This is a genomic window from Arthrobacter sp. TmT3-37, from assembly GCF_054510835.1.
Window position 1 is genome coordinate 17,926 of record NZ_JBTNDU010000009.1, and the last position, 13,020, is coordinate 30,945.

Annotated in this window: 19 protein-coding genes; 1 reads left to right on the forward strand and 18 read right to left on the reverse strand. The window is 67.2% G+C overall.

The features are described 5' to 3' along the window. Positions 1-8 precede the first annotated feature (8 nt). The 15 genes from ACX80U_RS12075 to ACX80U_RS12145 form a co-directional block, all read right to left on the reverse strand. Entirely contained in the window at positions 9-419 is a 411-nt protein-coding gene (locus ACX80U_RS12075; protein ID WP_459268613.1) for a hypothetical protein, read from the reverse strand. Further along, positions 419-664 carry a hypothetical protein gene (locus ACX80U_RS12080; protein WP_459268614.1) on the reverse strand — a complete coding sequence of 82 codons (246 nt, stop codon included), beginning with the start codon at positions 662-664 and terminating at the stop codon, positions 419-421. Before ACX80U_RS12080 ends, ACX80U_RS12075 begins: the two co-directional genes overlap by 1 nt. Next, the gene (locus tag ACX80U_RS12085; RefSeq protein WP_459268615.1) at positions 664-1,014 is read right to left on the reverse strand and encodes a hypothetical protein; all 351 of its coding nucleotides are present in this window, start codon (positions 1,012-1,014) and stop codon (positions 664-666) included. The genes ACX80U_RS12080 and ACX80U_RS12085 overlap by 1 nt, the downstream gene beginning before the upstream one ends. Then, on the reverse strand, positions 1,014-1,460 hold the full coding sequence (locus ACX80U_RS12090) for a hypothetical protein (RefSeq protein WP_459268616.1): 447 nt from the start codon (positions 1,458-1,460) through the stop codon (positions 1,014-1,016). Before ACX80U_RS12090 ends, ACX80U_RS12085 begins: the two co-directional genes overlap by 1 nt. Positions 1,461-1,475: 15 nt before the next feature. Next, entirely contained in the window at positions 1,476-1,772 is a 297-nt protein-coding gene (locus tag ACX80U_RS12095; protein WP_459268617.1) for a hypothetical protein, read from the reverse strand. Beyond that, positions 1,772-2,710, reverse strand: a complete 939-nt coding sequence (locus tag ACX80U_RS12100) for a phage major capsid protein (protein WP_459268618.1) — start codon at positions 2,708-2,710, stop codon at positions 1,772-1,774. Before ACX80U_RS12100 ends, ACX80U_RS12095 begins: the two co-directional genes overlap by 1 nt. A gap of 8 nt (positions 2,711-2,718) precedes the next feature. Further along, positions 2,719-3,078: a capsid cement protein gene (locus tag ACX80U_RS12105; protein ID WP_459268619.1), complete on the reverse strand. Its 360-nt coding sequence runs from the start codon at positions 3,076-3,078 to the stop codon at positions 2,719-2,721. 2 nt (positions 3,079-3,080) lie between these two features. Next, a complete protein-coding gene (locus ACX80U_RS12110) occupies positions 3,081-4,403 on the reverse strand; it encodes a head maturation protease, ClpP-related (RefSeq protein ID WP_459268620.1) in 1,323 nt (440 codons plus the stop codon). Beyond that, positions 4,400-5,755 carry a phage portal protein family protein gene (locus ACX80U_RS12115; protein WP_459268621.1) on the reverse strand — a complete coding sequence of 452 codons (1,356 nt, stop codon included), beginning with the start codon at positions 5,753-5,755 and terminating at the stop codon, positions 4,400-4,402. The genes ACX80U_RS12110 and ACX80U_RS12115 overlap by 4 nt, the downstream gene beginning before the upstream one ends. 15 nt (positions 5,756-5,770) lie before the next feature. Further along, on the reverse strand, positions 5,771-7,465 hold the full coding sequence (locus ACX80U_RS12120) for a hypothetical protein (RefSeq protein ID WP_459268622.1): 1,695 nt from the start codon (positions 7,463-7,465) through the stop codon (positions 5,771-5,773). Next, the gene (locus ACX80U_RS12125) at positions 7,452-8,117 is read right to left on the reverse strand and encodes a P27 family phage terminase small subunit (RefSeq protein WP_459268623.1); all 666 of its coding nucleotides are present in this window, start codon (positions 8,115-8,117) and stop codon (positions 7,452-7,454) included. The genes ACX80U_RS12120 and ACX80U_RS12125 overlap by 14 nt, the downstream gene beginning before the upstream one ends. After that, the gene (locus tag ACX80U_RS12130; protein ID WP_459268624.1) at positions 8,114-8,512 is read right to left on the reverse strand and encodes a hypothetical protein; all 399 of its coding nucleotides are present in this window, start codon (positions 8,510-8,512) and stop codon (positions 8,114-8,116) included. Before ACX80U_RS12130 ends, ACX80U_RS12125 begins: the two co-directional genes overlap by 4 nt. Positions 8,513-8,813: 301 nt before the next feature. After that, a complete protein-coding gene (locus tag ACX80U_RS12135) occupies positions 8,814-9,482 on the reverse strand; it encodes a hypothetical protein (RefSeq protein WP_459268625.1) in 669 nt (222 codons plus the stop codon). 145 nt (positions 9,483-9,627) lie between these two features. Next, positions 9,628-10,059 (reverse strand): nucleoside/nucleotide kinase family protein, encoded by a 432-nt coding sequence (locus ACX80U_RS12140; protein ID WP_459268626.1) that lies wholly within the window; start codon positions 10,057-10,059, stop codon positions 9,628-9,630. Further along, positions 10,056-10,358, reverse strand: a complete 303-nt coding sequence (locus ACX80U_RS12145) for a hypothetical protein (RefSeq protein WP_459268627.1) — start codon at positions 10,356-10,358, stop codon at positions 10,056-10,058. The genes ACX80U_RS12140 and ACX80U_RS12145 overlap by 4 nt, the downstream gene beginning before the upstream one ends. 168 nt (positions 10,359-10,526) lie before the next feature. On the opposite strand from ACX80U_RS12145, the gene ACX80U_RS12150 reads away from it, so the two are divergent. Further along, positions 10,527-10,769, forward strand: coding sequence for a hypothetical protein (locus tag ACX80U_RS12150; RefSeq protein WP_459268628.1), 243 nt, complete (start codon positions 10,527-10,529; stop codon positions 10,767-10,769). On the opposite strand, the gene ACX80U_RS12155 is transcribed toward ACX80U_RS12150, so the two are convergent. Genes ACX80U_RS12155 through ACX80U_RS12165 form a run of 3 tightly spaced genes read right to left on the reverse strand, consistent with a single transcriptional unit; the run spans position 10,756 to position 13,018 of the window. Then, the gene (locus tag ACX80U_RS12155; protein ID WP_459268629.1) at positions 10,756-11,586 is read right to left on the reverse strand and encodes a hypothetical protein; all 831 of its coding nucleotides are present in this window, start codon (positions 11,584-11,586) and stop codon (positions 10,756-10,758) included. The genes ACX80U_RS12150 and ACX80U_RS12155 overlap by 14 nt on opposite strands. Beyond that, on the reverse strand, positions 11,583-11,939 hold the full coding sequence (locus ACX80U_RS12160) for a VRR-NUC domain-containing protein (RefSeq protein WP_459268630.1): 357 nt from the start codon (positions 11,937-11,939) through the stop codon (positions 11,583-11,585). The genes ACX80U_RS12155 and ACX80U_RS12160 overlap by 4 nt, the downstream gene beginning before the upstream one ends. After that, positions 11,936-13,018 carry a hypothetical protein gene (locus tag ACX80U_RS12165; RefSeq protein ID WP_459268631.1) on the reverse strand — a complete coding sequence of 361 codons (1,083 nt, stop codon included), beginning with the start codon at positions 13,016-13,018 and terminating at the stop codon, positions 11,936-11,938. The genes ACX80U_RS12160 and ACX80U_RS12165 overlap by 4 nt, the downstream gene beginning before the upstream one ends. Between the last annotated feature and the right edge of the window lie 2 nt (positions 13,019-13,020).

Consider the following 13,020-nt stretch of genomic DNA (forward strand, 5'->3'; position numbering starts at 1 on the left):
CTGATCTCCTAAAGGGTGTCGGTGAAGCTGAGGTCGATCGAGTAGGTGGCCGTGAATCGCGCGTGCGTCGAGTCCTCGTCCGGTAGGTCCTGAGGAAGGCCGAACGCTCCGACCTCGCCCACCTGGACGCCGTCGATGAGCTCGCCGGCGAGCGAGTGGATGATCGCCGAGGCGAGCTTGGCGATGCGCAGCGCCTCGGTGGAATCGATTGCCCACACTTCGATGGCGATCGTGGGCGACTCGGTAATGACGTTCTTCCGCGATCCGCCCGTGAGGACCAGCCGGATGAATTCGGTCTTCCGCGGGTTCGGAACCTTCGTCCCGATGTGCACGCGCCGGCCGAGCTTCGCGGTTAGGCGGGCGTCGAGAACCGGGCGGAGGAACGTATACGGGTCACTGAAGACGGGCTCGTTCTCCATCAGTTCCTCCCGGCGTCCAGCGCCTTCGAGAGGGTCCGGTCACGCGCCTCACGACGCTTCGCCGCGGTGGTGGCGGTGTAGACCCTCCCGCGGGCGCGCGTGCCGCCCGATTTCACGGTGACGCGGTGCCCCGGGCCAGCAACGGAGGCAATTCTTCTCAGCCGGCGTTCGAGATCTTCGACCACCCCTCGGTCGTTGCGGAGCTTCCTGAAGCCGGCATTGAGGAGCCGCAGGTCCTTTCGCATCAGCCCTCCACCCGTCGCACGATGAACTCGCAACCAGGGGCCCACCCGGTGAAGACATTCCGGGAACGCCCGGCGTTCGGGTCGCCCTGAACCGTGCAGCGGACGCCGCGGACAGTGACCTCGTCCTGCGCGCCCAGCTCAATGTCGTGCGGGCCGAAGACCCGGTACTCCTCGATGACTAGGCTGCGGTTTTGCCGACTCGGTTCCGACGTCGCTCCGTTTGGATCGATGCCGCAACCCTCGACCTCGCGGTCGGGACCAAACGTGGGCGACTCGTTGCCGTGGTCGTCCTCTTTTTCGCCCTCGTACGGGTGGACGATGATCGTCTCGCCGTTCGGATGCGGGTACATCAGTACTCCTCCCGGCCGGGAAACAGCCCGCCATAGCCGCGCGACTTCGGGAAGTGGCCCCGCGGACCGCGCGGCGCTGCAGGGGACGCGCTCGGTTCGAAGATCTGTACCATCCAGTCCTCGAAGGCGATCAGGTGCTGCTTGCCCGCCTCGAGCGTCACGGAGCGAGCCATCGAGCCGGAGGATTCCGAGAACGACTTCACGCCACGCATCGTGGGCCCATCGATGACTCCGAGGACCAGGTGCACGGCGACGTCGCGCACGTCGTCCGGATCCAGCCGCCGAGGATCCCCGACGGCGAGCGCGAGCCGTTGGTCGACGTCGGCCCAGCGCTGGCGGATCCGGCGGGAGGCGAAGCCGAGGTAGTACTCGGCGCGGGGTTTTTCGAAGGAGGCGAGGGTGCGCCACGCCTTCTCCAGATCAGTGACCTGAGCGAGATCAGTCATGGCGCACCTCCCGTCCTACTTCTTGCCCTCGGCCTCGAGCCGCTGACGTTCGGCTTCCTCAGCCTGCTTGACCCGCTCGGCCTCTGCGGCTTCTGCGTCGGCGATCGCTTTGGCTGCGGCGTCCGCTGCGGCCTTCAGCTCGGCCGCGGTGGGCACCTTGACGGTTTCGACCAGGCCGAGTCCGATGAGGCGCTTGCGCTCGGCCGGGCCGACGGCCGCGGAGAGCACGGCGCCCTTGCGGAGGTAGACCTCGCCGGTGTCCGTCTTGGCGACGATGAGGGTCGCAGTGACCCGGTGAGCTGCGGCGGGCATTAGAGCTCCGTCCCGGTGATCGTGACGCCGGCGTTGCCCTCGAGCACGACGGGGACCGTCGTGCGGCGAGCGCGCAGCATGTAGGAGTCGTTGTCGTCGTTGCGGATCGACTTGGTCTCGACACCGACGCCGCCGGTCTTGACGTAGCCGGGGCCGCCGAGGTCCTCGTCGGCCATGCCGCCGAGCTGCTCGGTGTCGAGGATCATCGGATCCGCGACAGGAGTGTGGTTGCTGGTCATCCAGGTGAGGCCCAGAGCCTGCGGCCACACGCCGCTGACGAGCGGGTTGCCGGCCTCGCGGGGCAGGAGGCCTGCCGCGTTGAGGCGGGCGACGGCCTTGGCCCACTGGGTGGGCTTGAGGACGACGACGTCGGGGTTGTAGCCCTCGTCGAGGCCGGTGACCGACGCGACGGCGAGGAGCGTGCCTTCGACGATCTTGTCGCCTGCGCCGTCTCCGACCCAGGCGCCCGGTCCGCCGGCGGCCGAGACGTTGAACTGGCGGGTGACCTTGGATGCGATGACGCCGAGGGCGGCCGAGTCGACGAACTTCACGGACTGGTTGACCAGCTTCGTGAATGCGCGGTCGACGGGGTTGATGCCGAGGCGGGCGATCGCCTCGTCGAAGACCGGGGAGTCCTGGCCCCACTTGCTGGTGCGGGCGGTCGCGAGCTCACCGCCGGTCATCTTCGTCTGCGGGTAACCGGCGCCCGGGGCGACGGCCTCGGGCTCGTCCTCGGTGAAGATGGGCTCGCCCGTCTCGTAGAGGATCGCGCCGCCGACCGCGATGAACCGGCCCTGCAGCAGGCGGTCCGCGATGTACTTCTGGTCGAGCAGGGTGCGCAGGCGCCGCGCGATGACCGAAGGGGTCTTCATCATCGTGTGGATCTCTGCGGTACTCGGGCCCGTGACCTGCACGGCCCTCGTTGGGTACTGGTACATGAGGCCTCCTAGCGGCTGAATGCGATGTCGGCGCGCGCGTTGGTCGCTCCGACGAGGGCGGGGCCGACGGCGAGGGAGGCATCGGCTGCCCCGATGGGCGCGACCTTCCCGTCCGCGGCGGGGATGACGAGGTCGCCGGCAGCGACCGTGCCGACGACTTCGAGGGACTGGACTCCGCCGGGGTACACGGTGACGTCCTCGCCGGCCTTCGCGTCGAACGCGATGACGCCGAACCAGGAGCGGCTGCCCGCGGCAGCGTGCGAGATCTGGCGATCGCCGCTGATGGCGCCCAGACGGCCGCCGACGACGTCGGTCTCCGCGCTGAACGTGACGCCGGCGCCCGGGTTGAACTTCCGGATGTGCTCCATGATCAGGCTCCCTTCTCGGTCTCGGCCGGGGCGGAGCCCCATGCCTTGCTGTAGAGGGCGTCCTCGTCGGATGCCTCGTTGATGCCACCCGAGTAGCCGCGCGCCTCGAGCGGAATCAGGTTCTTCTGGAGCGATCCGAGGGTCTCGGCCATGCCGGGATCCTTCGCGATCGCATCCACCCAGTGGTCACGCCGTGCGGGCGGGATCCGGCCGTCATTGACGGCGTCGTTGACGAGCTTCGCGCGGGCGTCCGCGACCTGCTGGTCCCGGGCTTCGCGGCCCTGCGCTGCGTCGTTGCGCAGCTGCTCGTACTGGGCTTCGTCGAGAACGACGGTGCCCGGGGCAGTCGCGGCGGCCGCGGGGGCTGCTGCAGCTGTGGTGGGGGTTTCCTGCTCTGCGAGCGCCTCGTCGACGGCGGCCAGCAGGCCGTCCTCGTCGAGGGTTGCGGTGGCAGGGATGCCGAGCCGCTCACGGAGCCCCTTGGTCAGTGCGTCCGACATGGTGTCGGTTCCTTTCTGTCGGGGGTTGGTGCTTTCCGCCGGCTCGGCCGGAGGCTTGTTGGTGGCCTTGTCGACCAGGTTGGTGAGCGCCGGCAGGGCGTGGCCGTTGGCGAGGCTCAGTCGGTCCTTGCGGACGTGGTTGGTGGGCACGAGGGGCCGGGGTGCGTCCCGGCGGCCGGCGTGGGCGAAGATCGACAGGTCGAACTTCGCGGTGGCGTTGTCCTGGTCATCGTCGGCGTCCTTGCCCTTGCGGGTCTCGACGCGGTCCGCGAGGCCGGCGGCCACGGCTTCCTCGGCCGTGTACCAGGTCTCGGCGTGCATGGCGTCGCGCCACTCGTCGGCGGTTCCGCCGGCACGCTCGGCGTAGACGCTGGCGATGGTCTGCGAGAGCTGGTCGAGGATGTCGGCGGTCTCACGCATGTCCCCGGCGTTGCCCCAGCAGATCCCGGAGGCGTCGTGGATCATCATCTCGGAGCCGAAGCCCATCACGACCTCGTCGGCGGCCTGGACGATGAACGACGCCGCGGAGGCGGCGAGTCCGTCGACGATTGCCACGACGTGCGCCTTATGCCGGCGGATGGCGTTCATGATCGCCGTGCCGTCGAACACGGACCCGCCGGGGGAGTTGACGTAGAGGTTGATGGTCTCGACGTCGAGGGCGGCGAGCTCCTTGACGAACTCGGAGGCGTTGACTCCCCACCAGCTGTCGATGACGTCGTAGATGTAGACGTCGGCGGTGGAGCCGCTCTGCGCCTCCATCCGGAACCACTTGGGGTCTTCTGCTGGCCGCGGGAGGGGGCCTGCGGTGCTGCGAGTGCGGGTCATGTTCCTGGCCACCGTTCTGCGGTCTGCCGCTGCTCGCCTGGCTGCGGTCTGGTTGGGCTGGGGGGAGGGTCCTGATCGGTTCCGGACTGGCCGGCTGTGGAGGGCAGCGCCCGCTCGGTGTCCGGGTCGCGGTCAGGGAGGCTGTACTGGTTGCGCAGGTGCGCCTCCAGCGGATCGTCCAGGCGCAGCGCGCCGACGCGCACCAGGCGTTCGATCGCGTCGGCTGTCGCCGGGTGGCGGGACCCGATCTCGTCAAACACGAGCTTCGGAGCGAGCTCGTCCGGGCCCCAGTTGGCGTCGACGAGGTCCTCGATGACGTGCTGGTTGACGACGTCGGCGATCTGCATGGCGATCGTCTGCAGGGACAGCGTGAAGAAGTCCGCGAAGGTCGATCCCAGAGCCCACGAGCCGGTCTCGGTGCCGAGGTTCAGGAAGTGCGCGAGGACCGCGCGGGCGATCTGCTCGTCGTAGTACCGGATCGGCTTCTCGGCGTCCGGAAGGGTGCCGTCAACACCCTTCATAGGTAATTTCGCTCCGTGAGGGATCGCGCCGCCCGAGTTGTCTCCCGAGCGGAGACCCTGAGCGAGGTCGAGGCCCTTGCTGAGTTCCTCTTCCTGGTATTTCTTCGCTTCCTCGCCGTTCAGCCCGGACGGGACCTCGCCGGCCTCGTAGATCGGGACGCCCATGCCGTTGCGGTCGAGGGTCTGCGCCTGTACGCGCAGCGCGCGGTCCTTGAGGAGCCAGTACTTGTATGCCGGCCGGATGACGGACTGGCCAAGCCAATTCCCGCCCTCCCGCTCGTTGACGTAGGCGACCAGGCGGCCAATCTCGATTCGCGCGTCCTTCGTGCCCGGCTTCGAGGCGTGCTGCTCGATAGCGACGAGCCCTCCGTCGGCCGCGACGTCGATCTTCGAGATGGTCCGCGGCGGCCGCCACTCCAGCTTTTTGAGGTGGGCCTTGCCGTCGCGGATGACGTACACCTGCTCGAAGAATGAGTGGCCGAACGGCAGCATCAGCAGCGCGTGGCGCAGGTGCTCGCTCCACGAGAAGCGATTCTGCGAGCGCAGCGCCTGTCGCTTGGGCTGGCCGACGATGTCCAGGCCGAGGTCGTCGGCGACGTGCTGCACGACCTCTTCGCGGGCGCCATTCGGGTCGATCCGCCACACTGTGCGGCGCACGGGGAGCGTGATGGCCCGGAGCACCGAGGTGACCTGCGCTTCCTGGCGGCGCATGCTGTCGAAGACCATGATGTTCTTCGGCCAGACGAGCTCCGGTGTTTCTTCCTCGTCAGGGGCGGCCCACCAGGGCGAGACGTTGGTGGAGTAGCCCCTGCTTGCTACCGGAACGGCCACGAGGCACTCCTTTCATCAGAAGCCCATGGTCGCGACGTCGTCAGACGAGGCCACAGAGGCTGTACGGACCGCCGCCGGAGGTGGCGGTGGGGGTAGGGGTACTTCCTCGCGGTGGCACAACAGCCAGTAGGCCGCGGTGAATGCCATGAGCGGGGATATGTCGGCCGGCGAGGCGCGATCGTCCGGGATGGACGCGCCGCCGCTGAAGATCTTCACGACCGCGGTCGCTGCGGCGACGTCGAGGACGGGTTGTGGGTTGTGGCGGACCTTGTTGTCGCGGACAGCGTCGAAGACCATGGCCCAGCCGGCGGTCAGGTCGCCTCCGGACCACTTCTCGACCGGAATTGTGAAGGTCGGATCGGCGTCGAGCTCCTCGAGGAGCGGCGAGACTGGGGATCCCTTGGATTGGCCGGTCACCGCGGTGATGCGGTGGCGGCGCTTGTCATCCATGAGCCAGTCCTTGACCCAGTCGGAGCCGAGGCGGACGGTGACGATCTCGACCTGCGCCTGGCCGTCGGCGCGGTGGCCGGCGAACGCGATGAACGTGCGCGAGCGGTCGTGTGACTGGTGGATTCCGGCCTTCACGGGGCCGATGATCCGGTCTTCCTCCGCGACTGTTGTCGCGCCGTCGGGCGTGGTCTCGATTTTGTTCTTGCCCTTGTCCCACGAGCCTGGCGGGAATGGGCCCTGCAGGGCTCCGTCAGCCCACTGGCAGAGGACCTCGGTCCGGAACACCCATTCGGGGTCCGTTCGGCACGCTGCGGCGATCGTGCGCTGCGTGAAGCCGGGGTTCCAGCCGACGGACGGGTTCGCCTGCGCCCACCCGGCCCGGTCCCACTTGTCGCAGCCGGGGGGAGCGGACCACTCGAACAGGCCGAGGGTGTCCTCGTCCTGCTCGAAGTCCTCGAGGTCGTCCTCGTCGAATTCCTCGCCGTCCTCTTCGAGGTCCTGTACGTCCAGGACGGTGGGGCCGACGGGGATGCTGTCCTCGTTGATGCCGTCCGGGTCGCCGAGCGCGAGGTGCGCCATCTTCCGGAGGTACTGGAGCACCACGGAGGTCAGGTCGCCGGCATTGGACAGGGCGAGGATGAGCGCTTCGAGCTGTGCCATGGTGGTCTTGGTGATCGCGCCCCAGGCTTCCCAGTTCTGGTGCTCGCGCAGCTCGTCGAGCATGATCAGGTTGCCGGTGAATCCGCGGCCTGCTCGGCGGTTCGCGGCTTTCACCTTGTACCGTTGCCCGGTCTTCAGCTCGAGCGCCTTCTGGCCGTTGACCTTCCGGACCCGCTTGAGCAGCTTGGAGAGCTCGTCGTCCTCCTCGACCATGTCGACGGCGCCCTGCCAGACTTCCTCGGCCGTTTCGAGGTCCTGCGCCGTTCCCATGACCAGGGGCCAGCCCCAGACGATCATGAACCACAGCGCGAGGACCTGCGAGAGGGTGCTCTTGCCGTTCTGGCGGGCGATGAGCACCACCACGGTGCGGAAGCGTAACGACCCGTCGTCGAGCAGCTCCAGCATGTGGACCAGTAGCCACTTCTGCCACGGGTACAGCTCGAGGTGCAGGACGTCGTGGGCGAAGTCGATGACGTCGTAGCCGAGTGTGCGCTTCTCCGTCTCCGGCGAGCGCGGCTCCAGTGGTCGCAGGGGCGGCGTGTAGACGCGGGGGGTCTCGCAGCCGTAGAGCGGTGGGCGCTTGGCCTTAGCCTGCGCCACGCCGAGCCCGCGCCCTCTCTTGCATGTCGGTCACGGAGCCCCCTCCCGCCTTCGCTGCGCCTCCAGCTGCTGCAGCTGGGGGATCTTCGGCGGCAGGAGCCTGTTGCACTGTGCCGGGTACGGACGCCGGGGTGATCTGCAGCTCCGCGCAGGACTTGAGGTACAGCGGGATGAGGGTGGCTGCGGTGCGCTGCAGCGCTTCCATGCTGTCGCGCTGCGCCTCGTCGATCAGCCAGGCCGTGGTCTTCAGGAGCGCGACTGGGCCGGCGTATTTCGGGGCCTTCAGGTGGCTTGCGGCGGCGATCGACGCCGCGGTGGCGTCGGCCATGTAGCCGCGCTTCCGGGCCGGCTTGACCAGGGGAGCGAAGCGATCGCCCCAAATGCGGATCTGGTTCGCCGTCTCACGCTCCACAGCGAGGGCAGGATGGGGGATCACGCGGCCTCGCGTGTCCGTGACGACCATTCCCTCGTCAGCGATGCGTTGGCGGGCTTCACGGAGCCGTGCGACGAGGGTCGCGAAGGTCTCCAGTGCGGCTCGGTCGACGCGGCCGGCGAAGTCGTTGGTGGCCACGATCTCGTGCCATACGTCTGCGACGGGCCCAGGCATGTCCTCGGGCGGGTCGATGGTGGCCTCGGTGGGGTCCTTGCTCACTGGATCTTTACCTCCCCGATCTGCATGGTGCCGCACTGAATCTGTTTGGTGGTCAGCAGCCCGCTCCGGATGCTGCCGATGGGCTGAGCGTCAACGGACGAGCGGCCGAGGTATTCGGGACGTAGCGCGGCGACCAGGCCGGAGAGGGCCCGGCGGGAGTGGTGCCAGTCGATCATCACGGCGATGTCGGCCACACTCATCGCGGGGTAGTCGGCCAGGACGTCACGGACGGCTGGCTCGGCTTCCTCCGCGAGGGTTGAGCGGTGGTAGTGGTCCCTGGCATTCGGGTCCAGCGCGCGGCGGACAGCGTTGCGGGAGGCTCCCTGCGACCGGGCGATGCCTCGGATGGACTCGCCGTCGCCGCGCAGCAGGCGGAACTTCGGGCGATCGTGCATGTGTACCTCCGGGAACAGCCGGCCCCAGCACCGGGCGCCCGGGTGCTGTGGCCTAGAAGGGCCAGTTGCCGACAGCGTTTGCGGCGGTTGCGGACGTGGCGATCATGCCAACGGCGACGACGATCGAAGCGATGAGCTTGCGCATGTTGTTCCTCCTTCCCTGAGCTGGTCGGGGTGGGGGTGGAGCCTCTGCCTGTTTCAGCCGCAGGTCTGAGGCGGTGCCCGGTGTGCGTCCGGAGTACTCCGCGAGGTCACCCTATCGACTACTGCAGGGGCGGGCGCCAGCGGATGGCCGGGACGATTAGGCCGTGCAGACGGCGATGACGGCCGGCACGCGGATCTGGTTGAGCGCTGCGGCGAGCTCGATGGCGCTCTCGTCGACGGCGTACTCCTTGAGCTTCCGAGCACCGTTGGTTTTCGCCTGGCGGACACTGATCACCTCACTGGAGGTCAAGAGGCCCGCGTCGACAAGATGCCTGCCGGCGTCGACAGTGGGAACCACCAGGCAGCGATCGTTGCCTACGCCCTCCGTAGTCTCGCGGCGGCCCTGGCGGACCCATTCTGCGAGCGCCCACGTCTTGCCGGACGCTCGGGGTCCTGTGACCACCTCGGTGGCTCGGAGTGCCTCTTGGCTCGATTCCCGATGCCAGCGCGTCATGGACGTCCGGTGGTGCCGTAGCGCCTCGGTGGCGGCTTCGAGCGCTTCAGGGTCTTCGGCGAGCGCAACTTCGAGTACTCGCTGCTCGAGCGGGTCCGCGGTGCGGTGGTGCATCGCGGGGTTGGTGACCTTTGCGACCGAGCTGCACACCGCGGAGCGCAGCTCGGCGACGTCGGCGTTGGGGATGATCGCGCCATCGATGAGCTTCACGCTGACTGGGATGTCGACGGTGCCGATGTCGATGGGCGGGCCGGCGGGCAGATCGAGGGTGATCGTCGCCTCGATTGAGGCAAGCGAATCTGAGCGGGCCATGGCGGGCTCCTTCTCTGTCTGGGGGGTCCGTTTTCCGCGCCAACATGCGGAAGTTGGGGCCCTTCTCAATTTTTCGGACCCGGGGGGAGAGGCCGGTGACGGCGGGGACCGGCCCCTGTTTTCATGGGCTGGATTTTTTCCAGCTTCACCAGTCCTCGGAGGTCACCCCGAGGTCGGTCTCGCCGATCGCGGACCATCCGGGGAAGATCTGGACGCCGTCTTCACGGTCGTGTCTGGCGAACCACTTCTTGATGCCGGCGATCGTATAGACGCGATCGGCTCGGGCTCGTTGCCTGACCCTGCGTGCGAGCTCGTCAGGGTCCTCGAGGAGCACGAACGTGTGCGTTGCTCCGATCTGAGAGCGGACGCTGTTGCGAGCCGATGAGCTGGCTCCTGAGCGAATGACGACAGCCTGCGCGTTCGGGTCGATGGCCAGCTTGGCGATCGCCTCGGTGAACTGCCGCTCGCTCTCCCACTCGCTGTCGTCGCGGTCGAACACTTTGAGGCCAGACTGCTTGGCGGCTGTGGTCTTGCCCGCGCCTGGCGGCCCGCAGAGGAGGACGACGCGTCGGCTCACCAATCTTCGGACATCACGCCGAGCCCTACCTCCTCGGAAATGCCGGCGCTCTTGTTGCAGTCGAGGTGTGCAGGCTTCCAGTTCGTGCGGTCCCATGTGAGCTGGGGGTACAGCTTGCGGGACTTCACGTGCTGGACGCTGCACGACTGAGGGTGGGGGTAGGTCAGTGAGTACTCGATACCCTGCTTGCAGATGCAGCAGGGGGTGCCCTTGCGCTGGCCCTCGGCCTTCACCCACTCGAGCGCCTCGGCTCGACGTCGGCCGGACCAGTCGGGAATGCTCACACCGTCTTGGCTCACATCGTTCTCACCTCCCGGCTAGACGAGTGGGCCGCCAACGACAAAGGCCCCGTCCGGGTGATCCGGTCGGAGCCTGCGGTGGTTGGGTGCAGAACACCACCATCCCCTAAAACGTAGGGCAGTTTGTCAAGTCCGTCAAGCTGGCCTGTTTCTGGAAGGATCGGCGTTATGGATCCCCTCATCATCACACTGACCCTTCTCGGCTCCGCACTCAGCCTGATAGGGATCGTGTGGGGAAGCCCACAGCGTGGGATGCCGCTCCATCTGGACGACGACGGAACCCCCTTCTTCAAGCCGGAGGAGCACCCACAAAACATATCCTGGTGGCAGAACTACAAGGGGATCGTTGCCAACATCCTCGGGCTTGTCCTCGTTGTGGTGGCTGCCCTCGCGCCCATCATCCTCGAGTAGTCCCAGCTGCCGGCGCTCCGTACTTGGCGGCCAGCCTGCCGGCGAGCTTGCTCTTCTTTGTGGCCCGGTGCCCGGAGACCCGGAGCCAGTCCTCGATCGGCATCTTGTGTAGCGGGTCCTCGGAGCACTCGACGATCTTCTTGCCACCGAACCCGACGACCGCCTCGAGCTGACCAGGGCACGGCGCCCGCCCACCATCGACGGTGCCGATCCACTGGTGGCAGTGCGATTCGAGGGAGCGGCGAGCGTTCGGTGGGTGCACAGCGTCCTCGATCTTCCGGCCGGCTGACCAGGTCATCCGGTACAGGCGCTCGGTGAACTCCTGATCGGGATGCGTGGCGATGTAGTCAACGTAGTAGCGAGCGAGCAGCCCAGCAAGTGCCCAGGTCCCCTCTTCGGTAAGGAAGCGGACGGGCTTGCCGTCGCGGCCGATGACATGGTCGCGGGAGATGCCTGCGATGATCGCCCACACCGCGTCTCGTGCGAGACCCATGGCTTCGCTGACGTTGAGATCGATGGGTGCCGCCGAGCCCTCGGCGCTGGATCCGGGGCGTTCGCCGTTGGACTTCTGGCGCACGGTCATGAGTGCGTCCTCGAGGTTTTCCCACCGGTCCTCGATCAGCCGAAGGTCGGAGCGCAGCTGAGCAGTGCAGTCGGCGCAGAGGTTGGAGCCGCGCTCGGTCGGCTTGTGGACGTCTCCGATGATGCAGAACTTCGGACGGTCGGCGACGTCGACGGCGACGGAGTAAGGCACGGGCTGTCCGTCGATGAGGTAGCGAGCTGTCTTCGTGAGGGCTGCTAGTAATGGGTTGGTCATGAAGTTGCTCCTTGCAGCTCGCGCTGGATCGATTCGTTGGCCCAGTCCTCCGGGCGCTTGATGCCGACGTTGATGCCGGCGGTTCGCAGGGCGGTGATCCATGCGAACTGGGCGGGAGTGGCGCGGCCGGTTTTGCTCTTGAGCTCCCAGATGATGAGGCGATGCCGGATCGGGTGTGCCAGGACGAGGTCGGGCCAGCCCGGATCAGATCGACGGCTGTCATTTGTGTGATAGACCAGCCAGCCGAGCTCCTTGGCGAGCTGCGTGATCTTGTTCTGGAACTGGGTCTCGGTCCACTGGTTGCAGTCGAAGAGTCGTTGCTCTGCTGCTGTCCTGATGGGGAAGGGTGTCATGAGGTGCGGCCTCTCCTGCCTGGTCTATTCCTGTTACGTCTGCGCTTAGGAGGTTTGGAGGATGGATCAGGTTTGGCGGGTGGCTGGTCTGGGTGACCAGACCTAACCTCACCTACCCGTCCCGTCCCGTCCCTACCCGTCCCGGACATTCCAGAAGTTGCAGACTGCTGATCTGCTGGACCTGCTGGAATCTGCGGATTTCTGTCAGGTCGTGGTGGTGGGGGTATGTCTTCGGCTTGTTTGCGCGGCTCTGGGCTGATCTGCGGGCCGGTGGTTCCGTCGCCCTGCGCTGGGCCGGAATGTCCGTTGCCCTGCGCCTGTGGTGCTGCTGGTGCCGTCTGGCCGGTGGTTCCGTTGCCTGATGGCTGTCCTGGTGGGATGGTGCGAGCCGGAGACCGTGGCGGCCTGTAACCGTTGCTCTGCGCCCACTCGTGCCCCTTGAACCATTCGATGGTCTTCGGGGAGTAGTAGGGCTTGATGGGGGCTGGCAGGAGCGGGTAGGCGGTGTCTGCAGCGGGGTCATCGGACCGGCCGGCATTGCAGGCTCCGCAGGCCACGACGTAGGTGTCTACGGTCGCGGGCTTCCCAGGCTCCCTGTGGTCATACGTTCCTGCGAGGCGTCCCTTGCGGGCAAGGAAGTTGACGACCTTGCCGCAGTAGCGGCAGGCGTCACCGTCGCGGAAGCGGACCGGGATGATCAGCGCGGGATTCGAGTTATCCGTCTTGCGCTGGCGCTCCCACTCGATCTCCTCCTTCGTCCGCATATGGATGAACTCGGGATCCTCGACCAGCTTGTAAACCGTGCGCTCCGCCCCGTCGACCTCGACGCGCTGCTCGACCCAGTAGCCGGCGAACGTGGCTACTTCTGTCAGTAGAGCGACACGGGAGGCGCCAGCCATCTGGATGGCGGTGCCTCGGGACACGACATAGTCGGTCAAGTGTGCGGTCGACTGCAGGGCGCAGCGCATCACAAAGCCGAAGACCTCGTTGAGCAGGCGCTCGTCGAAACTGTCGTGCTCGAGCGCGGCGAGCGCGATGGGGTGGTTTGCGGCGGTGTCGCCGGAGCGGAGCCAAGGCATGG